Annotated in this window: 19 protein-coding genes; 9 read left to right on the top strand and 10 right to left on the bottom strand. The window is 72.1% G+C overall.

Annotation, left to right across the window (positions count from 1 at the left end; translation table 11 throughout):
- Nucleotides 1–8 precede the first annotated feature (8 nt).
- A complete protein-coding gene (locus tag ACIQZN_RS25495; protein ID WP_403998205.1) occupies nucleotides 9–1,544 on the top strand; it encodes a glycoside hydrolase family 3 protein in 1,536 nt (511 codons plus the stop codon).
- 72 nt (nucleotides 1,545–1,616) lie between these two features.
- Here the strand turns inward: ACIQZN_RS25495 and nagB are convergent, their stop codons facing one another.
- Nucleotides 1,617–2,402 (bottom strand): glucosamine-6-phosphate deaminase, encoded by a 786-nt coding sequence (nagB, locus tag ACIQZN_RS25490; protein WP_073964035.1) that lies wholly within the window; start codon nucleotides 2,400–2,402, stop codon nucleotides 1,617–1,619.
- A gap of 196 nt (nucleotides 2,403–2,598) precedes the next feature.
- On the opposite strand from nagB, the gene ACIQZN_RS25485 reads away from it, so the two are divergent.
- Together ACIQZN_RS25485 and ACIQZN_RS25480 are read left to right on the top strand one after the other, a co-directional pair.
- Nucleotides 2,599–3,669, top strand: a complete 1,071-nt coding sequence (locus ACIQZN_RS25485) for an SIS domain-containing protein (protein WP_403998201.1) — start codon at nucleotides 2,599–2,601, stop codon at nucleotides 3,667–3,669.
- Nucleotides 3,670–4,027: 358 nt separating this feature from the next.
- The gene (locus tag ACIQZN_RS25480) at nucleotides 4,028–5,494 is read left to right on the top strand and encodes a sensor histidine kinase (RefSeq protein ID WP_403998516.1); all 1,467 of its coding nucleotides are present in this window, start codon (nucleotides 4,028–4,030) and stop codon (nucleotides 5,492–5,494) included.
- 166 nt (nucleotides 5,495–5,660) lie between these two features.
- Here ACIQZN_RS25480 and ACIQZN_RS25475 read toward each other — a convergent pair whose 3' ends face one another.
- Together ACIQZN_RS25475 and ACIQZN_RS25470 are read right to left on the bottom strand one after the other, a co-directional pair.
- Nucleotides 5,661–5,918: a WhiB family transcriptional regulator gene (locus ACIQZN_RS25475; RefSeq protein ID WP_003953983.1), complete on the bottom strand. Its 258-nt coding sequence runs from the start codon at nucleotides 5,916–5,918 to the stop codon at nucleotides 5,661–5,663.
- 319 nt (nucleotides 5,919–6,237) lie between these two features.
- Nucleotides 6,238–7,206: a diacylglycerol/lipid kinase family protein gene (locus ACIQZN_RS25470; protein ID WP_403998199.1), complete on the bottom strand. Its 969-nt coding sequence runs from the start codon at nucleotides 7,204–7,206 to the stop codon at nucleotides 6,238–6,240.
- Between the two features lie 207 nt (nucleotides 7,207–7,413).
- Between ACIQZN_RS25470 and ACIQZN_RS25465 the strand changes: the two genes are divergently transcribed.
- Nucleotides 7,414–7,806, top strand: coding sequence for a hypothetical protein (locus ACIQZN_RS25465; RefSeq protein WP_403998513.1), 393 nt, complete (start codon nucleotides 7,414–7,416; stop codon nucleotides 7,804–7,806).
- Nucleotides 7,807–7,874: 68 nt separating this feature from the next.
- Here ACIQZN_RS25465 and ACIQZN_RS25460 read toward each other — a convergent pair whose 3' ends face one another.
- The 3 genes from ACIQZN_RS25460 to ACIQZN_RS25450 all read right to left on the bottom strand — a co-directional run bounded on the left by ACIQZN_RS25460 (nucleotide 7,875) and on the right by ACIQZN_RS25450 (nucleotide 9,756).
- A complete protein-coding gene (locus ACIQZN_RS25460; RefSeq protein WP_403998196.1) occupies nucleotides 7,875–8,855 on the bottom strand; it encodes an RNA polymerase sigma factor SigF in 981 nt (326 codons plus the stop codon).
- Nucleotides 8,852–9,265: an anti-sigma regulatory factor gene (locus ACIQZN_RS25455; RefSeq protein WP_018105584.1), complete on the bottom strand. Its 414-nt coding sequence runs from the start codon at nucleotides 9,263–9,265 to the stop codon at nucleotides 8,852–8,854. The genes ACIQZN_RS25460 and ACIQZN_RS25455 overlap by 4 nt, the downstream gene beginning before the upstream one ends.
- Before the next feature lie 230 nt (nucleotides 9,266–9,495).
- On the bottom strand, nucleotides 9,496–9,756 hold the full coding sequence (locus ACIQZN_RS25450; protein WP_073862940.1) for a UBP-type zinc finger domain-containing protein: 261 nt from the start codon (nucleotides 9,754–9,756) through the stop codon (nucleotides 9,496–9,498).
- Between the two features lie 35 nt (nucleotides 9,757–9,791).
- Between ACIQZN_RS25450 and ACIQZN_RS25445 the strand changes: the two genes are divergently transcribed.
- The gene (locus ACIQZN_RS25445; RefSeq protein ID WP_403998192.1) at nucleotides 9,792–11,387 is read left to right on the top strand and encodes a Na+/H+ antiporter; all 1,596 of its coding nucleotides are present in this window, start codon (nucleotides 9,792–9,794) and stop codon (nucleotides 11,385–11,387) included.
- Here ACIQZN_RS25445 and ACIQZN_RS25440 read toward each other — a convergent pair.
- The 4 genes from ACIQZN_RS25440 to ACIQZN_RS25425 all read right to left on the bottom strand — a co-directional run bounded on the left by ACIQZN_RS25440 (nucleotide 11,369) and on the right by ACIQZN_RS25425 (nucleotide 14,784).
- Nucleotides 11,369–12,286 carry a 1-aminocyclopropane-1-carboxylate deaminase/D-cysteine desulfhydrase gene (locus ACIQZN_RS25440; protein WP_403998189.1) on the bottom strand — a complete coding sequence of 306 codons (918 nt, stop codon included), beginning with the start codon at nucleotides 12,284–12,286 and terminating at the stop codon, nucleotides 11,369–11,371. The two genes, ACIQZN_RS25445 and ACIQZN_RS25440, sit on opposite strands and share 19 nt — an antisense overlap.
- A 50-nt stretch (nucleotides 12,287–12,336) precedes the next feature.
- Nucleotides 12,337–12,930 carry an N-acetylmuramoyl-L-alanine amidase gene (locus ACIQZN_RS25435; protein ID WP_403998186.1) on the bottom strand — a complete coding sequence of 198 codons (594 nt, stop codon included), beginning with the start codon at nucleotides 12,928–12,930 and terminating at the stop codon, nucleotides 12,337–12,339.
- Between the two features lie 121 nt (nucleotides 12,931–13,051).
- Complete coding sequence (locus tag ACIQZN_RS25430) at nucleotides 13,052–14,245, bottom strand: globin domain-containing protein (protein ID WP_403998183.1); 1,194 nt, start codon at nucleotides 14,243–14,245, stop codon at nucleotides 13,052–13,054.
- 89 nt (nucleotides 14,246–14,334) lie between these two features.
- Nucleotides 14,335–14,784: an RrF2 family transcriptional regulator gene (locus ACIQZN_RS25425; protein ID WP_403998180.1), complete on the bottom strand. Its 450-nt coding sequence runs from the start codon at nucleotides 14,782–14,784 to the stop codon at nucleotides 14,335–14,337.
- Between the two features lie 201 nt (nucleotides 14,785–14,985).
- Here ACIQZN_RS25425 and ACIQZN_RS25420 point away from each other — a divergent pair, with 201 nt between their 5' ends.
- The 4 genes from ACIQZN_RS25420 to ACIQZN_RS25405 all read left to right on the top strand — a co-directional run bounded on the left by ACIQZN_RS25420 (nucleotide 14,986) and on the right by ACIQZN_RS25405 (nucleotide 19,410).
- Nucleotides 14,986–16,392, top strand: a complete 1,407-nt coding sequence (locus tag ACIQZN_RS25420; protein WP_403998177.1) for a family 2B encapsulin nanocompartment shell protein — start codon at nucleotides 14,986–14,988, stop codon at nucleotides 16,390–16,392.
- A 128-nt stretch (nucleotides 16,393–16,520) separates the two neighbouring features.
- A complete protein-coding gene (locus ACIQZN_RS25415) occupies nucleotides 16,521–17,564 on the top strand; it encodes a family 2 encapsulin nanocompartment cargo protein polyprenyl transferase (RefSeq protein ID WP_403998174.1) in 1,044 nt (347 codons plus the stop codon).
- A 95-nt stretch (nucleotides 17,565–17,659) separates the two neighbouring features.
- A complete protein-coding gene (locus tag ACIQZN_RS25410) occupies nucleotides 17,660–18,340 on the top strand; it encodes a DUF6304 family protein (protein WP_403998172.1) in 681 nt (226 codons plus the stop codon).
- Nucleotides 18,341–18,426: 86 nt separating this feature from the next.
- Nucleotides 18,427–19,410 (top strand): DUF1648 domain-containing protein, encoded by a 984-nt coding sequence (locus ACIQZN_RS25405; protein WP_403998169.1) that lies wholly within the window; start codon nucleotides 18,427–18,429, stop codon nucleotides 19,408–19,410.

Below are 19,410 nucleotides of genomic sequence, written 5' to 3'. Positions count from 1 at the left end.
GCCGCCCCATGACCACCCTCACCTCCACCACGGACACCGTCACCCGTGACGCGCTCGCCGTGCTGCAGCCCGGCTTCACCGGCACCACGGCGCCCGAGTGGCTGCTGCGCCGGGTCGGCGAAGGGCTCTCCTCCGTCGGCCTGTTCGGCCGCAACATCGAGACGCCCGAGCAGCTCGCCGCGCTCACCGCCCAGCTCAGGGCCGAGCGGGACGACGTGCTCGTCGCCATCGACGAGGAGGGTGGCGACGTCACCCGCCTTGAGGTACGCCACGGCTCGTCCTTCCCCGGCAACCTGGCGCTCGGCGCGGTGGACGACACCGAGCTGACCCGGGCCGTCGCCCACGAGCTGGGCCGCCGGCTCGCCGCGTGCGGGGTCAACCTCAACTGGGCCCCGTCCGCGGACGTCAACTCCAACCCGGGCAACCCCGTCATCGGCGTCCGCTCCTTCGGCGCCGACCCGCACCTGGTCGCCCGGCACACCGCCGCGTACGTCCAGGGCCTCCAGGCCGCCGGCGTCGCCGCCTGCACCAAGCACTTCCCCGGGCACGGCGACACCGCGGTCGACTCGCACCACGCGCTGCCCCGCATCGACGTCGACCTGGAAACGCTGCACGCACGGGAGCTCGTCCCGTTCCGGGCGGCCATCGCGGCCGGCTCCAAGTCCGTGATGAGCGCGCACATCCTGCTGCCCGCGCTCGACCCGCACCGCCCGGCCACCCTCAGCCCCCAGATCCTCACCGGTCTGCTGCGCGAGGAGCTGGGGTACCAGGGGCTCATCGTGACCGACGCCGTGGAGATGCAGGCCATCGCCTCGACGTACGGGATCGAACGCGGCTCCGTCCTCGCCGTCGCGGCCGGTGCCGACGCGCTCTGCGTCGGCGGCGGGCTCGACGACGACAGCACCGTCCTGCGGCTGCGCGACGCGCTGGTCGCGGCGGTGCGCTCCGGTGAACTTCCCGAGGAGCGGCTCGCCGATGCCGCTGCCCGGGTACGGGCCCTCGCGTCCTGGACGCGGGAGGCCAGGGGGGCTGCACGGGAGCCGGGCGCGGCAGCACAGGAGGGGACCGCGCCCGGCACCGCGCAGAGCACCGGCATCGCCTCGGACATCGGTCTGGTCGCCGCCCGCCGCGCGGTGAAGGTGACCGGCGAGGCCGCACCGCTCACCGGTCCGGCGTACGTGGCCGCCCTCACCCCGGTCGCGAACATCGCGGTCGGCGACGAGACCCCCTGGGGCCTCGCGGCCGAGCTGGCCCGGCTCGTCCCCGGCACGGAGACCGACACGTACAACGGGGACTCCGAGGCCCCGGCCGAGGCCGCGCTCCGGGCGGCGGGGGACCGGCGCATCGTCGCCGTGGTCCGGGACGCGCACCGCCACGCGTGGATGACCGAGGCCCTTGACGCGCTGCTCGCGGCGCGCCCGGACACCATCGTGGTCGAGATGGGAGTCCCCCAGGCCGGGCCCCGGGGAGCGCTGCACATCGCGACGCACGGCGCCGCCCGCGTCTGCGGCCGGGCGGCGGCGGAGATCATCGCCGGGAGCTGACCCCGCGCATACGAGAGGGCCGGGACACCACCACGGTGTCCCGGCCCTCTCGCGTATGAACGTGCGGAGGAACTACAGCCCCTGCCAGGCCGGCTTCGCCGCGTACGTCGCGCGGAAGTAGTCCGCCAGCTTCAGCTTCGACGCCGCCGCCTCGTCCACGACCACGGTCGCGTGCGGGTGCAGCTGGAGCGCCGAGGCGGGCACGATCGAGGCGACCGGTCCCTCGACCGTCGCGGCCACCGCGTCCGCCTTGCCCTCGCCCGTCGCGAGCAGGATCGGGTGGCGGGCCTCCAGGATCGTGCCGATGCCCTGGGTGATGACGTGGTGCGGCACCTGGTCGATGTCGTTGTCGAAGAAGCGCGCGTTGTCGACCCGGGTCTGCTCGGTGAGCGTCTTGATCCGGGTGCGGGAGGCGAGCGAGGAGCAGGGCTCGTTGAAGCCGATGTGCCCGTCGGTGCCGATGCCCAGCAGCTGGAGGTCGACGCCGCCGGCCTCGGCCAGCGCCTTGTCATAGGCCTCGCAGGCCGCCTGGACGTCCTCGGCGGAGCCGTCGGGGCCCATGAACGCGGCCTCGGAGAGCCCGAGCGGCTCGACCACCTCGCGCAGCACCACGGAGCGGTAGGACTCCGGGTGGCCCGCCGGCAGTCCGACGTACTCGTCCAGCTGGCAGACGCGGGCGCGCGAGGCGTCCACGGCACCGGAGCGGACCAGGTCCGCGAGGGCCTGGTAGATGGGCAGCGGGGTAGAGCCGGTGGCAACGCCGAGAAGGGCGTCGGGCTTGCGGCCGAGCAGGGCGCCGATGGCCCCCGCGATCAGTTCGCCGCCTGCCTTGGCGTCCGGGACGATGACAACTTCCACGCGGGGCCTGCCGATCCGATCGAGAGTGACGTTATGTGGTATAGACCAATCAAGGTCCCAATCTAGCAGACTCGGACCGTCCCCAGGGGCCGTACCGGTACCCGGACGCGCCCCGCCGGCCGCCGCCCGCTGGCGGCCCCCGCGCACCCCGTGTTCGACTTGTCCGAGGCACCGCGACACCCGGGAGGCACCAGACATGTCCGCCCCATACCCGGCCGGTGAGGGCGAGTGGCCCGGCCGCATCATGTCCGGCGAGATGGCCGAGCAGCCCGCGATGCTCCGCCGCATCCTGGAGCGCGGCGCACCCGCCATCCGCGAGACCGCCGAACGGATCGCGGCCAGGAACCCGCGCTTCGTCCTGCTCACCGCCCGCGGCACCTCCGACAACGCCGCGCTCTACGCGAAGTACCTCCTGGAGATCACACTGGGGCTGCCCTGCGGACTGGCCTCCATGTCGACCACCACGGCGTACGGTGCGAAGCCGGACCTCCGCGACGTGCTCGTGATCACCGTCAGCCAGTCCGGCGGCTCGCCCGACCTGGTCGCGTCGACCAAGGCGGCCCGGGAGGCCGGGGCGGTGACCCTCGCGGTGACCAACAACCCGGACTCACCGCTCGCGGCCGTCTCCGAGTACCACATCGACATCCTGGCCGGGCCCGAGAAGGCGCTGCCGGCCACCAAGACGTACACCGCGTCCCTGCTCTCGCTCTATCTGTTCGTGGAGGGGCTGCGCGGCGGCGACGGGGCGGCGGCCGGCGTCCTGCCGGACCTGGCGGAGGAGGTGCTCGCCCGCAAGGACGAGGTGCGGGCCCTGGCCTCGCGCTACCGGTTCGCCGAGCGCATGGTCATCACCTCGCGGGGATACGGCTACCCCACGGCCAAGGAAGCCGCCCTGAAGCTCATGGAGACGAGCTACATCCCCGCCCTCTCGTACTCCGGCGCCGACCTGCTGCACGGCCCCCTCGCGATGGTCGACAACATCTCACCGGTGATCGCCGTGGTGACCGACGGCCGGGGCGGCGAGGCCCTTCAGCCCGTCCTGGACCGGCTGCGCGGCCGGGGCGCCGACCTCTTCGTCGTCGGGCCCGCGGCCCACGTGGCGGCGGCGTCCGCGGGGTTCGTGCTGCCGACTGCCGGGGTCGCGGAGGAGGTCCAGCCGGTCCTGGAGATCCTGCCGCTCCAGATGCTGGCGTACGAGGTGACGATCGCGCGGGGCCAGGACCCGGACGCGCCGCGCGCGCTCGCGAAGGTCACGGAGACCCGCTGAGGCGGGGGAGCCCCGGAAGAACCCGCGGGCCGCGGCGCCGGGCCGGGACCCTCAGCCCGACCAGCACCGCAGCCCGGAGTAGGGCCGCCCTTGCGGGCGGCCGGCTCGGCCGGCGGTGTGCGGTGCCCCCGGCCGGGGGAGAGGCACCGGCGCAGTCAGGGCAGAGAGCGCGGGTACCTCGGTCCGCTCTCCTGTGCGGGGAGAGCGGAGGCCCTACATCAAGCATTGTGGACTAGACCACTGGGCCGTGTCCATCCATGCGCGGTGCCAATGTAGGCCCCGGTTCACCGCACGTACGGGCGGCGCTTCCGGTTCGGACCGGCACGCATCCACGGGTACGCTCGCACACGTGCCCTCCATGAACGACCTCGTACGCCAGCACACCGCTCTGAGCGACACCGACCTCGAGTGGCTCCACCTGCTGGTCTCGGAGTGGCAGTTGCTCTCCGACCTCTCCTTCGCCGACCTCGTCCTGTGGGTGCCCACCCGCGACGGCACGCGGTACGTCTCCGTCGCGCAGATGCGGCCCAACACCGGCCCGACCTCCTACCAGGACGACATGGTCGGCCACCTGGTCCCGCGCGGCCGCCGCCCCCTCCTGGACGCCGCCCTGGACGAGGGCCGGATCGTGCGCGAGGGTGACCCGGAGTGGCGCGAGGAGGTGCCCGTACGGGTCGAGTCGATCCCCGTACGCAGGGAGGGCCGGGTGCTCGGCGTGATCGCGCGCAACACCAACCTTCTCACCGTCCGCACCCCGTCCCGGCTGGAGCTGACCTACCTCCAGTCCGCGTCGGACCTGGCCCAGATGATCGCCGCCGGGTCCTTCCCCTTCCCGGGCCAGCAGGTGGACATGGACGCGTCCCCGCGCGTCGGCGACGGCCTGGTCCGGCTGGACGCCGACGGGGTCGTGCAGTACGCCAGCCCCAACGGCCTCTCCGCCTACCACCGCCTCGGCCTCGCCTCCGACCTGGTCGGCCAGCACCTCGGCCAGATCACCGCCGAACTCGCCCCGTCCCGGGGCCCGGTGGACGAGGCCCTGGTCAAACTGGCCAGCGGTTACGCGCCCCGTGAGTTCGAGGTGGAGTGCGCGGGCGGGGTGATCCAGCTGCGCGCGATCCCGCTCAAGCCCAAGGGCGTCCGTATCGGCTCGCTGGTCCTGCTGCGCGATGTGACGGAACTGCGCCGCCGCGAGCGCGAGTTGATCACCAAGGACGCCACCATCCGGGAGATCCATCACCGGGTGAAGAACAACCTCCAGACGGTCGCCGCCCTGTTGCGCCTCCAGGCCCGCCGGATGGACTCCCCGCAGGGCCGCGAGGCGCTCAACGAGGCGGTGCGGCGCGTCGGTTCGATCGCCATCGTGCATGAGACGCTGTCCCAGAATCTGGACGAGCGGGTGGAGTTCGACGACATCGCGGACCGGGTGATCGCCATGGTCGCGGAGATCTCGCCGGGCAAGGTGACCTGCCGCCGCACGGGACGCTTCGGGATACTCGACGCCGAGGTCGCGACGCCGCTCTCGATGGTCCTCACCGAGGTCCTGCAGAACGCCCTGGAACACGCCTTCTCCGTCGCGGAGTCGGGCACCGTCGAGGTCTCGGCGGTCCGGGGCGGCTCGCCCGCCGAGGGGCGGCTGCTCATCACCGTCCAGGACGACGGCTGCGGTCTGCCCGAGGGGTTCGACCCGCAGAAGGCCGGCAACCTCGGCCTCCAGATCGTCCGCACGCTGGTCGAGGGCGAGCTCGGCGGCACGTTCGGCATGGTGCCGGCGCCGGAGCGCGGGACGCAGGTCGTCCTCGACCTCCCGGTCCGCAACGAGAAGTAGCCCGGACAGCCCGAACACGGCAGAGAGCCCGGACCGTTGGTGAACGGTCCGGGCTCTCTGGTCAAGCATGCGCTTCGGGGGTACTGCGCGCTGCGACTCGGGGGGCGGGGTGGTGCGTACGCGCTGTACGCGCCGCCTGCGCTGAGGTTCGTAGCGGTGGCGTCGGTCAGGCGCTGGCGTTGCGCGCCCGGTTGCGAGCGGCGCGGCGCTTCATTGCGCGGCGCTCGTCCTCGCTGAGGCCACCCCAGACGCCGGAGTCCTGGCCGGACTCGAGCGCCCACTGCAGGCACTGCTCCATGACGGGGCAGCGACGGCAGACGGCCTTGGCTTCCTCGATCTGCAGCAGCGCAGGACCGGTGTTGCCGATGGGGAAGAACAGCTCCGGGTCTTCCTCACGACAAACGGCGTTGTGACGCCAGTCCATGGCTGCTACCTCTCCTTGGTGATACGTACTGTGGCTTGTGAATGTGAACGCTTTCACGAATCCCCCCACAGGTGGAGGCCCGACGCCCAGATGAACTGGTTGTGGTCCTGTGCAGTGAGGAGGGGTTCTGGCTCTCAGTGGAGGCCGTTGTTGCGGGCCGTCCCGATCGCCATGTAGAGATTCGCAAACCTCGGCGGCGGATACAACCCCTTCAGGAAAGTTTTTTTTGATTCCTCGGTGTCGGCTAGGTCACAGCCGTACTTCTAGAGGGTGGAAGCCAGTCCAAACGTTCGAGTTAAAGGACTTTGGTCCCTTCCACTCACACAATCACACGCAGTGCACGGCGTACGCCTGTGAACGTCACACTGGTACGCACCCCGAGGTGGTCACCGTCCATCTGGAAGGGCAGTGGAACCTTTGAATGCAAGGTGAAGTCCGTGAGGTCGTGCCGTGAAACCGCGTGCTTCCCCCGCGGACCCTTCTCCGGGCTCGACGTGAGCAGCTGGGTGGCGTAGCGGCCGACCGCCGCCGTGGAGAGTTTCCGCAGGCCCAGCACGTCGAGGGCGGTGTCGAAGGATGCCTTGGGGGCCGCGTACATCGGCCGGTTCCCCAGGTACGTCCAGGGCGACGTGTTGCAGATTATGGAAAGCGCCAGATCGGTGACCGGCTCCTCGCCGGGCACATCGAGCGTTATCACGCCCTGCCTGCGGTGCGGCTCCTCCAGGAATTGCCGGAGCACCTGCCGCACGTACAGGGCATGGGTCGAACGTTTGCCGCGCTCCCGCTGCTGTTCGACCCGACCGATCACCCCGGCGTCGAATCCGAGGCCGGCGCAGAAGGTGAACCAGCGCTCCGGCACCGATTCGTCCTCCGTGCCCGGCGTCCCCGCCGCGAGACCGAGGCCGACCGTGCGTTCGGTCCGGTTCGCCAGTGCGTCCAGGATGGCGCCGGTCGCCTCCACCGCGTCGTTGGGCAGTCCGAGGGCCCGCGCGAAGACATTGGTGGAGCCGCCGGGCACCACGGCCAGCTTCGGCAGGTTGTCCAGATCGGGGCCCCGGTGCAGCAGCCCGTTGACGACCTCGTTGACCGTGCCGTCACCGCCGAGCGCCACCACGAGATCGATGTCGTCGCTGTCGGCGGCCCGCCGCCCCAGGTCGCGGGCGTGCCCGCGGTACTCCGTGGAGACGGCCTCCAGCTTCATCTCGCTCGCCAGCGCGTGGATCAGCACGTCACGGGTCCGCGCACTGGTGGTGGTGGCGGCTGGATTGACCACAAGAAGTGCGCGCATGACTGCCAGCCTACCTACCGCGAGGTACACCCCCGAAGTCCTGGCCGCAGGACCTCACGCTCCGTGACGGCCCGGGGGTGCGGCGGTGCCGCCCGCCACCCCGGCTTTCCTTCGCCGGGGCCGGGATGCCAACCTGCAAGGGTGAGTACTCAGCAGAACGTGCCCTCGCCCCTGGCCGAGCCCGCGAAGCCGGCCAGGATCACCCTGGTGGCCGCGCTCAGCGGCCTCGAAGGCGCGGCCCTGGTCATCGGCGGGATCTACATGCTGGTGATGGGCCTGCTGGGCAAGCCCGACAGCCCCGAGCAGGCCGAGATGGGCGGGCTGACCGTCATCGCGCTCGGCCTGATCCCGCTCTTCGCCGCCCGCGGCCTGCTGCGCCGCCGCAGCTGGAGCCGGGGCCCCGCGCTCATCACGCAGATCATCGCGCTCCCGGTCGCCTGGACCCTGCTGCGCTCCCACGGGGTGCTGATCCCGGCCGGGATCGTGCTCGCGGCGGTCGCCCTGACCGCGCTCTACCAGCTGGTCAGGCCCGCCACCATCGAGGCCCTGGGCATCCGCAGGCCGGGCGCGGAGCCCGAGACGGACACCGAGGACGCCTGACGGCTCCCGGACACACGAGGAGGCCGCCGGGACGACCCGGCGGCCTCCTCCGCGTAAAAGCGCGCCCGCTACTCCTCCACGAGCAGCCGCTCGCGCAGCTGCGCCAGCGTGCGGGCCAGCAGCCGCGAGACGTGCATCTGCGAGATGCCGACCTCCTGCGCGATCTGCGACTGGGTCATGTTGCCGAAGAACCGCAGCAGCAGGATCCGCTTCTCGCGCGGCGGCAGGTCCTCCAGGAGAGGCTTCAGCGACTCCCGGTACTCGACGCCCTCCAGCGCCTCGTCCTCGGAGCCCAGCGTGTCCGCCACGGCCGGCGACTCGTCGTCGGTGTCCGGCACGTCCAGCGAGAGCGTGCTGTACGCGTTGGCCGACTCCAGGCCCTCCAGGACCTCCTCCTCGGAGATCCCCAGCCGCTCCGCCAGCTCGTGCACCGTCGGCGAGCGGCCGTGCAGCTGGGAGAGCTCCGCCGTCGCCGAGGTCAGTGACAGCCGCAGCTCCTGGAGGCGGCGCGGCACCCGCACCGCCCAGCCCTTGTCGCGGAAGTGGCGCTTGATCTCCCCGACGACCGTCGGCGTCGCGTACGTCGAGAACTCGACGCCCCGCTCCGGGTCGAACCGGTCGACGGACTTGATCAGCCCGATCGTGGCGACCTGGGTCAGGTCGTCCAGCGGCTCCCCGCGGTTGCGGAAGCGGCGCGCCAGGTGCTCCACCAGCGGCAGGTGCATCCGCACCAGCCGGTTGCGCAGCTCGGCCCGCTCCGGCGAACCGTCGGCGAGCTTGCCCAGCTCGATGAACAACGCCCGCGCCTCGCTGCGGTCGTTTGGATCGTGGTGCCCGTGCTCGCTCATCTGGCCTGCCCGCTCCGCCTGCGACTGCTCCACCGCGACCGTAATGCCGGCGGGCCCGTCCGCCCCGTCCACCGCACGGGGCAGCTCCGCCCCGTCCACCGGATGAGGCAGGGCCTGCTGCTCCGGGATGCCTGACGCACGCACCACCCCTGGTCGGATCGTCTCGTCCCGCACAGGACCGTCCCCGTTCCCGTTGCTCACGCCGGCCCGGGTCCCGCGCCGCGCTGTTTGTACAGGCTGATGCTGACCGTACGGTCGTCGGCGACCGAGGAGTCGACCTTCCCGGCCAGTGCGGAGAGCACCGTCCAGGCGAAGGTGTCGCGCTCCGGGGCGCGGCCGTCCGTGGTCGGGGCCGCGACCGTCACCTCAAGAGAATCGTCGATGAGACGGAACACGCAGCTGAGGACCGAACCGGGCACGGCCTGCTGGAGCAGGATCGCGCACGCCTCGTCCACCGCGATGCGAAGGTCCTCGATCTCGTCGAGAGTGAAGTCCAAGCGTGCTGCGAGACCGGCCGTGGCCGTGCGCAGCACCGACAGGTAGGCACCCGCAGCGGGCAGCCGGACCTCTACGAAGTCCTGATTCCCGGGCTCGCCTGCGATCTGGGACACCCTCACCTCCAAGGTGGCACAAACTCATTCGAGGTTCCGGGAGAACGCCCGGAGCCATGCGGTACGTCTTCGGTTCTCGGTCCGGCGACGCTATCGCGATCCATGATGCCGTGTCGCCGGAACCCCCTCCGGCGGCTGTCACTCATGGTAGGTCCATGAGTACGCACAGTGCCTAGGGGTCTGCGTCGCTCAATTACGAACAACGCGCGCCGGTTTGACGTACCCGGACGTCAGACGATCGAACCGTCGACAAAGCACCAACGCCAGTTCTCGCCCGGTTCGAAGCTCCGCATGACCGGATGACCGGTCTGCTCGAAGTGCCCCGTCGCGTGCCGCCCCGGCGAGGAATCGCAGCAGCCGACATGGCCGCAGCTCAGGCACAGCCGCAGCTGCACGGGGTGGGTGCCGGCCGCCAGGCACTCGGGACAGGTTTCACCGAGGGGCGCGGGCTCGGGGCGCGGCAGGTCCGGTACATGCGGGCAACCACTCATGATGGCCAGGTTACGACGGATGCGAGGATCATGAGATGGACGCATTGCCCCTGGTGGCGCTGGTCGCGGGCAGTGCCGCGACAGCGGGCCTCGCACGCCGCACCCCGGTGCCGGCCCCGCTTCTCCTGGTCGCCGTCGGCCTGATCGCCTCGTATGTGCCGGGGGTGCCGTCGTACACCCTGGACGCGCACATCGTGCTCCCCCTGCTGCTGCCGCCGCTGCTCTACACGGCCGCCGTGGACAGCTCCTACCTGGATCTGCGGGCCAACCTGCGGCCCGTGGCGCTGCTCTCCGTGGGCTACGTGCTCTTCGCGACGGTCGCGGTGGGGTGGCTGGCCTATCTGCTGGTGCCCGATCTGCCGCTGACCGCCGCGCTGGTGCTCGGCGCCGTGATCGCCCCGCCGGACGCGGTCACCGCCGCGGCGATCGCCCGCCGGGTGGGGCTGCCCGCGCGTGTCACGACGATCCTCCAGGGCGAGTCCCTGGTGAACGACGCCACCGCGATCACCGCGTACAAGGTGGCGCTGGCCGCCGCGGTGGGGGAGGGGATCAGCTGGGGCGGCGGGGCGCGGGAATTCCTGCTGGCCTCGGTCGGGGGTGTCGGGGTCGGCCTGGTGCTCATGGTCCCGCTGCACTGGCTGCGCACCCACCTCAAGGAGCCGCTGCTCCAGAACACCCTGTCGCTCCTCATCCCGTTCGTGGCGTACGCGGCGGCCGAGCGCGTGCACGCCTCGGGGGTGCTCGCCGTGGTCGTCGTCGCGCTGTACCTGGGCCACCGTTCCTGGCAGGTCGACTTCGCCACCCGGCTCCAGGAGGCCGCCGTCTGGAAGATGGTCGCCTTCGTCCTGGAGTCGGCCGTGTTCGCGCTGATCGGCCTCCAGCTGCCCTTCGTCCTCAAGGGGCTCGGCACGTACTCCGTGGCGGACGCCTTCGGGTACGCGGTGCTGGTCTTCCTGGCCGTGGTGGTGGTCCGCTTCGTCTGGGTCTACCCGGCGACCTACCTGCCCCGGTGGCTGTCGCGGCGCATCCGGGAGCGGGAGACCGGTACGGACTGGACCTCGCCCCTGATCGTCGGCTGGGCCGGGATGCGCGGGGTCGTCTCGCTCGCCATCGCCTTCTCCGTCCCGCTCGTCACCGCCGACGGCGACGCCTTCCCGGCCCGCAACCTGGTGCTCTTCCTGACGTTCACCACCGTCATCGGCACGCTGGTGGTCCAGGGGCTCACGCTGCCGCTCCTGGTGCGTGTGCTGAAGCTCCCGGGCCGGGACCGGCAGGCCGACACGCTGGCCGAGGCGCAGGCCCAGAACGAGGCGTCCACGGCCGCCGAGGCCCGCCTGGACGAGCTGCTCACCGATGAGCGCAACCGGCTGCCCGAGCCCCTGGCGGACCGCCTCCGGACCGTCCTGGAACGCCGCCGCAACGCCGTGTGGGAACGCCTGGGCGCGGCCAACCCGGTCACCGGTGAGTCGGCGGACGAGACCTACCGGCGGCTGGCCGGCGAGATGATCGAGACCGAGCGGGAGGTCTTCGTACGGCTGCGGGACGCGCGCAGGATCGACGACGAGATGATGCGGACCCTGCTGCGCCGGCTGGACCTGGAGGAGGCGGCGGCCTACCGGGAGGAGGGCTGAGCCTCCTCGTCCGGGCGGCCGGTGATCACCGCCGCGAGCGTGGTCCCGGCGGGGAAGGCGCCCTCCTCGGCCAGCACGGTGAGCGCGTACAGCATTTTGGCCACATACAGTCGCTCCACGGGCAGCCCGTGCCGGTCCTCGAAATCCTTTGCGAAGGCGTGCAGGGCCGGTGTCGTACGGGCGTAGCCGCCGAAGTGGAACCGCTCGTCGAGCCACCAGTCGCCCACCGGACCGCCGAACGCGGCCTGCTGGAGCTCCCGCACCGCCTCGCCCAGGAAGCCGCCGCGCAGGACCGGGACGCCGAGCGCGCGCTGCCCCGGCGCGAGTCCGGCGGCGAGCCCGGCCAGGGTGCCGCCGGTCCCGCAGGCCACCGCCGCCGCGTCGGCCACGCCTCGCAGTTCGCGCCCGAGTTCGGCGCAGCCCCGGGCCGCGAGGGCGTTGCTGCCGCCCTCCGGGACGACCTCGCAGTCCCCGTACAGGTCCAGCAGCCCGGCCAGGACCGCCGGGTCGGCCTTGGCGCGGTACGTCGCCCGGTCCACGAAGTGCAGCCGCATGCCGTCGGCGGCGCACCGGGCGAGCGAGGGGTTGAGGGGGCGGTGGGCCAGCTCGTCACCGCGTACGACGCCGACGGTGCGGAATCCGAGGAGCCGGCCGGCGGCGGCGGTGGCCCGCAGATGGTTGGAGTACGCGCCGCCGAAGGTGAGCACGGGGCGCCCGGCGGCGGCCGCCAGATTGGGCGCGAGTTTCCGCCATTTGTTGCCCGGCAGATCCGGGTGGATCAGGTCGTCGCGCTTGAGCAGCAGCGTCACCCCGTGCCGGGCGAAGCGCTCGTCGTCGGCCGGCTGCACGGGCGAGGGCAGCAGCGGGCGCAGCCGGGACGCGGGGGACGGGGCGGACATGTGCTCCATTGTGGAGGTGGTCGCCCGTGGAGGCGGTCGCCGCCCGCCCGTCACTTGAGGCGGTCGTGGACGCGGTCGCGCAGGTCGCCCATCGAGAAGCCCTTCGGGTCCACCTTGCCGGGCTGCCACTCGCGGTGGCCGATGACCGAGCGGGCGGTCCAGCCGTGGTGGCGGCAGATGGCCGCCGAGACCTTCTCGATCGCGTCGAGCTGGGCGTCGGGCCAGGGGTCCTCGCCGTCGCCGAGGTTCTCGCACTCGAAGCCGTAGAAGTGCCGGTTCCCGTCGGTGTTGGCCTCGTTGTCGTGGGGAAGGCGCTTCTTCTCCGCGACGACCGCGCGCAGGACGTCGTCGTCGCCCATCCCCGCGTGGTTGGTCCTGCCGTAGCCGACCAGATGGACCCGGCCGTCCTTGGCGATGACGCCGTGGCACAGCGGCCCCGGCAGGTCGGGGTGGCCGTCGCGGCACATCTTCACGGTGGCGTCGGTCCCCTTGGTGACGGAGTGGTGGATCATCACCCCGTTGACAGGGCCCCAGGGGCCCTTGCGGTTGCGGTTGCGGCTGCGCCAGTCGCCGACCTCGACGACGGTGAGCCCTTCCTTCTTGAGGGCGGCGAGAAAAGCGCTCGCGGACATGGGTGAGGACATGGCCGGCTCCTTTTGTGCGTATAGGAGCGGTTCTACCCGGCCGGAAGGGCCCCGACCGGTCGCGGGGCGACGGCGGGGCCCTGTTCGGATCGTGTGCGAGCCGATCCGGCCATGCATGGGCTCAGGAGGCGAGCCACAGGTCGGGGCCGAACACCTCGTAGTGGATGTCGGAGGCCGGGACGCCCTTGGCGAGCAGCTGGGTGCGGACCGCGCGCATGAAAGGCAGCGGGCCGCAGAGGTAGGCGTGCGTGCCCCGGGGGACGTCGAGACCGCTCAGGTCCACGAGCCCGGTCCGGTCGGCGGGGTGGCTGTCCGCCGGGTTCTCGTACCAGAAGTGGGCGGCGGCGTCGTGCAGCTTGGCCGTGAGCGCGGTGTGGTCGGCGCGCAGCGCGTGGTCGGCGGGGGAGCGGTCGCCGTGCACGACGGTGACCGGGGCGCGGTGCTCCGACTCCGCGAGGTGCTCCAGCATCGACAGGATCGGGGTGCAGCCGATGCCCGCGGACGCGAGCAGCAGCGGGGCCTCGTCGGACTTCAGTACGAGGTCGCCGTACGGGGCGGAGACCCGGAGCCGGTCACCGGCGCGGACCTCGGCGTGCAGATGGCGGGAGACCTCGCCGTCCGGGGCGTCGTTGCCGTGCACCCGCTTGACCGTGATCGAGCGGAGGGCCGAGCCGGGGGCGCCGGAGAGGCTGTACTGGCGGATCTGGCGGGCGCCGTCCGGGAGTTCGATCTGGACGGAGACGTACTGGCCGGGGCGGAAGGCGGGGGCCGGCGAGCCGTCGGCGGGGCGGATGCGGAACCGGGCGACGTCGTCGGTCTCCTCGGTGCGCGAGACGACCTCCCACGCGCGCCAGACGTCGCCGGCGACGACGCCCTGCTCCGCGTACAGCCGCTCCTCGATGGCGATCAGGGCGTTGGCCATCAGCCAGTAGACCTCGTCCCAGGCGGCGGCGACCTCGGGGGTCACCGCGTCGCCCAGGACCTCGGCTATCGCGGCGAAGAGGTGGGTGTGGACGACGTCGTACTGGGCGGGGGTGACCCCGAGCGAGGCGTGCTTGTGCGCGATGCGGCCGAGCATCACGTCGGGGCGGGTGTCGGGCTGCTCGACCAGCTGGGTCGCGAAGGCGGCGATGGAGCCGGCGAGCGCCTGGCGCTGGGCGCCGGACGCCTGGTTGCCCCGGTTGAACAGGTCGCGCAGCAGCTCCGGGTGGGCGTCGAACAGCTTGCGGTAGAAGAGATCGGCGATGTCCCCGATGGCCGCGCCGACGGCGGGCAGGGTGGCGCGGACGGTGGCGGTGGACGACTCGGAGAGCATCGGTGACTCCTCGGATATTGAATTGGCATCTTGGATGCGTATTTAACGGCAGTGTAGGCAACCGGACCGGCGGCCCGGTGCGGCGGGGGTCAGTCCCCGGGCGGCGGCCCGGCGCCGAGGCCGATCAGCAGGGGGCCGGTGGGTGCGGCGGTCAACTCCGCGACGGTGAGCGGGTCCAGGGAGGCGTAGAAGGCTTCCTGTGCCTGGCGCAGGGCGCCGCGCAGCCGGCAGGCCGCACGCAGCGGACACGGGGTGGCGCCCTCGCAGTCGACCACGTCGCCGGGCTCCTCCAGCTCGCGGACGAGGGCGCCGACCGACGCATTCCGGCCCGCTTCGGTGAGGGTGAGCCCGCCGCCCCGGCCCCGTCGCGCCTCGACCAGGCCGAGGTGCTGGAGGCGGGCCACGACCTTCGCGGCGTGCGAGTACGGCACCTGCATGACCGCCGCCACCTCGCGGGTGGTCGGCGGCTCCTCGTGCTTCACGACGGCGAGGCGCATCAGGACGCGCAGCGCGACGTCGGTGAACTTGGTCAGCCGCATGGCTGCCAGATTAGGTAATTGGCATTCCGGATACAAATTTAAGCCGGCGGGGAGCATGGCGTGGGGCCCGCGTGGGCATCGCGCAGCGTTGTGCCCCGCCCAAAGCCCGATTAGTCACACTCTTTTGTGTAATGGCGTGCCCCGTCCTCGTGCTGGAAGTGTTCTTCCCGCAGGTCAGCCGATAGATCGAGAGGACGACAGATGTCCGTTGGTGAAGAGGTTCAGAACGTGCAGGTGCCGCCGCAGCAGAGTCTCGGCACGGCGGCCGCGCGGAACCTCGCGACGACCACCAAGTCCGCTCCGCAGATGCAGGAGATCACCTCACGGTGGCTGCTGAAGATGCTGCCGTGGGTCCAGGTGCAGGGCGGCACGTACCGGGTGAACCGCCGGCTGAGCTACTCGGTCGGGGACGGCCGGGTCACGTTCGTGCAGACCGGGGACCGGGTCACGGTCATCCCCGCCGAGCTGGGAGAGCTCCCGGCGCTGAGGGACTTCGGGGACGAGGAGGCGCTCGCCGAGCTGGCCAGGAGGTGCGAGCAGCGCGAGATCCCCGCCGGGCAGCTCCTGGCCACCGCGGGCGAAGCGGCGGACCGCGTCTACCTGCTGGCGCACGGCAAGGTCGAGAAGGTCGGCACCGGTCCGTACGGGGACGAGACGGTGCTCGGGGTCCATGCGGACGGGGCCTATTTCGGGGACCACTCCCTCATCGAGGGCGACGCCGTCTGGGAGTACACGGCCCGCGCCGTCACCGCGTGCACGGTGCTCACGCTCCGGCGGGCGGACGTGCTCAACCTCGCCGAACGCGCCGAATCGCTGCGCGACCACCTCGCCGGGCTGCTGTCCGTACCGCAGCAGCGCACCAACAAGTACGGCGAGGCGGAGATCGACCTCTCCGCGGGCCACGTCGGCGAGGCCGTCGTCCCGCACACCTACGTGGACTACGACGCCGCGCCCCGCGAGTACGAACTGAGCGTCGCCCAGACCGTCCTGAAGGTCCACAGCCGCGTCGCGGACCTCTACAACCAGCCGATGAACCAGACCGAGCAGCAGTTGCGGCTCACGGTCGAGGCGCTGCGCGAGCGCCAGGAGCACGAGCTCATCAACAACCGCGAGTTCGGCCTGCTCAACAACTGCGACTACGGCCAGCGGCTCCAGCCGCACGACGGGGTGCCGAGCCCCGACGACATGGACGAACTGCTCTCGCGCCGGCGCGGCTCCAAGCTCTTCCTCGCCCACCCGCGCGCCATCGCCGCCTTCGGCCGCGAGTGCAACAAGCGCGGACTGGTGCCGGAGAGCGTCGACATCGGCGGCCACCACGTGCCGGCCTGGCGCGGTGTCCCGATCTTCCCGTCCAACAAGATCCCGGTCAGCGACGCCCGCACCACGTCGATCATCTGCATGAGGACCGGCGAGGCCGAGCAGGGCGTCATCGGCCTCCAGCAGACCGGCATCCCGGACGAGATCGAGCCCAGCCTCTCGGTCCGCTTCATGGGCATCGACGAGCAGGCGATCATCTCCTACCTCGTGACCGCCTACTACTCCGCAGCGGTCCTCGTCCCGGACGCCCTCGGTGTCCTGGAGAACGTCGAGGTCAGCCGCTGGCGCTGAGCCACGGGGCCCGGACCCTCCGCGGTCCGGGCCCCCGGCCGCCCGCGCTCCCAGCAACCACCCACGTCCCCGGCCCCGCCGCGACAGCGGCCGGGCGGGGCGGCAACGACAGGGGTGACCGATTGACCATGACCCGAACAGACGCCGCGACCGAGGGCAACGAGGCCGCGGCGCTCCTTGAGTACACCCGGACCCTCGTGGACCCGCACCTGCGGGCGGCGGTCGCCTCCCTGCCCGGCTCGATCCGGCGGGTCGCGATGTACCACTTCGGCTGGCAGAACGCCGACGGCAGCCCGGCGGCGGGCGGCGCGGGCAAGGCGATCAGGCCGGCGCTCGTCCTGGCGGCCACCCGCGCCCTGGGCGGCGACCCCGAACAGGCCGTCCGGGCCGCCGTCGCCGTCGAGCTCGTCCACAACTTCACCCTGCTCCACGACGACGTCATCGACGAGGACCACACCCGCCGCCACCGGGCCACCGCCTGGACGGTGTTCGGGGTCCCAGACGCCGTCATCGCCGGCGACGCGATGCTGGCCCTCGCCCAGCGGCTGCTCGCCGAGGACGGCAGGGCGGTGTCGCCCGGCGCGTCGGCCCGGCTCTCCACCTGCGTGATCGAGCTGTGCGCGGGCCAGCAGGCCGACTGCGCCTTCGAGGACCGCGACCCGGACCAGGTGTCGCTGGACGAGTGCCTGACCATGGCGACGGCGAAGACCGGCGCGCTGCTCGGCTGCGCCTGCGCCCTGGGCGCGCTCTACGCGAGCGCCGACGACCGGGCCGTCCGCGCCATGGACGGCTTCGGCCGGGAGGCGGGGCTCGCCTTCCAGCTGATCGACGACCTGATCGGCATCTGGGGCGACCCGGCCCAGACCGGGAAGCCGGTCGGCGCGGATCTCAGCGCCCACAAGAAGTCGCTGCCCGTGGTGGCCGCGCTCACCGCGGGAGGCCCGGCCGCGGCGGAGCTCGCCGAGCTGTACCGGGGCGCGATGAACACCCGCGCCGAGGTGAGCCGGGCCGCGGAGGCGGTGGACCGGGCGGGCGGCCGGGACTGGGCGCAGAGCTGCGCGGGGGACCGCATGGCGCGGGCCGTGCACCACTTGTCCAGGGCGGTCCCGGACCTCTCGGCGGCGGGCGATCTGCTGGCCCTGGCCGAGTTCGTCACCCGCCGGAAGCACTGACGGTCCGGCGCCCGGAAGGAGGTGGTGAAGCGCGGCGCCGGACAAGCGGAGGGCGGCAGGGGCGGTGTCGGAGGCAGGGGCTACAGTCCCTGCTCATGACAGATGAGTCGTGGGCAGGGTGGTACCGGGACCGGCAGGGATCGGACGCCGTCATCCTCACCACCGACGGGCAGCAACTCCGCCTCCGCGTACGAGGCGTGGACTTCGAGGGCGGCAGCTTCGACGGCCTGCGCCCGGTGGCGGCCGGACCGGCGGAGCAGGGGCTGTTCGCGCTGACGGACGGCGCGCTGGGCGACTGCGTCCTGGAGTGGGACCTGCCGTTCCCCGTCATGGCCGAGGGGGAGGAGCGGCAGGCGACCCTGAGCTGCCTGCTCTCGCTGCGCAGGCCCGACCCGTATCTGTACCTGGAACTCCGGTTCGGCGGGGCGGCCTTCGGCTCCCAGCGGGCCGAGAGCGACTTCGGGTCCGCGCTGGCGACGATCCAGCGGGAGCTGCCGCCCGGGGTCCGCCTGCGGACCTGCATAGCCTGCGCGTTCTCCGATTATTTCCCGGCCCCGGACCCGGCGCCCGGCCGCGGCCTCTCCGGCGGGCTCGCCTGCTTCCGGGGTGCCAAGGAGGAGTACCGGGGCACGGCCGGTGAGCAGGACGTGCTCGGGCTGTGGGAGCGGCGGACCGGCTTCGTCCAGGAAGTCTGGAGCTGCCGGGAGTTCGAGCCCCGGCCGACCGAGGGCGCCGGCACGGGCCACCGGGGAGCGTTCCCGCTCGAAACGGCCTGACCGGGCGGGCGCCGGGCCGCCGCGTACCCCCTATGCCGTTGTTTTCCCTTCATTGTTCTACTAGCATGCGAACAAGGGAGGTTTTGATGAACCTGAAATCCGTCGGCCGCGTGGTGCTCACCGCCCTGCCGTTCCTGCTCGCGCTCGCCGTCGACCTGCTGCTCTACGCCACCCGACGCGACCGGCTGCCCGCACAGTTGGCCAGCCACTTCGTGGGCAACGGCCGGGTGGACGACTACGCCGGCCGGACCTCGTACCTGGTCGCCACCACGCTCGTACTGCTCGGGGTCGGGCTGCTGTGGGCGCTGATGACGGGCTTCGGGAAGTTCGCCGGCACGGCCTACCGCGTGATGGTCGCCCTCGGGTACGCCTTCGCCGCCTTCCTCGGCTACCTGATGGGGGCGGTCCTCCTCATCAACGTGGACGCCGTCGAGGACGCGCAGGGCCGGGGGCAGGACGTCCACTTCCCCATGTGGCACATCGCCGCGGCGGCCGGGGCGGGCGTCGTCGCCTTCGGGATCGGGTACCTCGCGGCGATGCTGACGCCCGTCCCCGAACCGCCCGCGGACGACCGGCCCGAGGGGGACGGCGCGCGCATCACGCTGGGCGCCGGGGAGGTCGCCGGCTGGGCCCGGGGCGCCGGGTCCTGGTGGCTGCCGCTCACCGCGCTCCTGGTCATCGGGGCCGGCATCACCGCGCTGTTCACGACCAGTTGGCCCGTAGCCCTGCCGACGCTCGTCATCGGCGTGCTGCTGACGACCTTCGCCCGCCCGTACGTCACCGTGGACCGGCGCGGGATCACCGTCTCCGGGCTGCTGCCCTGGCCGCGCGTCCGGGTCCCGCTGGACCGGATCGAGGCGGCGGCCAGCCGCGACATCAGCCCGTTCACCGAGTACGGCGGCTGGGGGTACCGCATCCGGCCGGGGCGCAGCGGTGTCATGATCCGGTCGGGGGAGGGCATCGTGGCCCGGCTGTCGAACGGCCGCGACTTCGCGGTGACCGTGGACGACTCGGCGACCGGGGCCGCCCTCCTCAACACCCTGATCGACCAGCGCCGAACGGACCACTGA

The sequence above is a fragment of the Streptomyces sp. NPDC097595 genome (assembly GCF_044761525.1).
Classification (GTDB): domain Bacteria; phylum Actinomycetota; class Actinomycetes; order Streptomycetales; family Streptomycetaceae; genus Streptomyces; species Streptomyces drozdowiczii_A.
This window is presented reverse-complemented; position numbering and strand designations above follow the sequence as displayed.